General features: G+C 60.3%; 1 other RNA gene. It reads right to left on the reverse strand.

Annotated features, from left to right (window positions below):
- Positions 1-353, reverse strand: a transfer-messenger RNA (tmRNA) gene (gene ssrA / locus EVC45_RS45230); the annotation flags it as partial.
- Positions 354-355 lie beyond the last annotated feature (2 nt).

Genomic DNA, 355 nt, shown 5'->3' on the forward strand with positions numbered 1-355 from the left:
GTGCGGAATCAGGGCTTCTCCGTGTGCAGTCCGCTTCGATTTTCTCGGCCCCGGAGATCACGCGGACAAGTCTCCGACGGGCCCAGTCACTGTTTGGTTTCCCTCTTCACCCCGTGACCGGGATCAAGGTTTAGTCCCCTAGCTGATGCCAGGATCCGGGTCGGGAACAGCCCCGGGCTGACACTCCCTTAGTAGGAGGCTCGCTTCGCTACCTGAGATCAGGCAGCGAGGGCGAAGGCCTGCTGGGAGGAATCGCGCTTGGTGTTGGCGATTATTTTTTCGGCCTGTGGTTTACGAGATCATGGCCGCTTCCTCGACACGCTTCCCCTGCTTCGACAGCCGCTGTCGAAACCGA

This window comes from Paraburkholderia sp. UYCP14C, assembly GCF_004197395.1.
Taxonomy (GTDB): Bacteria; Pseudomonadota; Gammaproteobacteria; order Burkholderiales; family Burkholderiaceae; genus Paraburkholderia.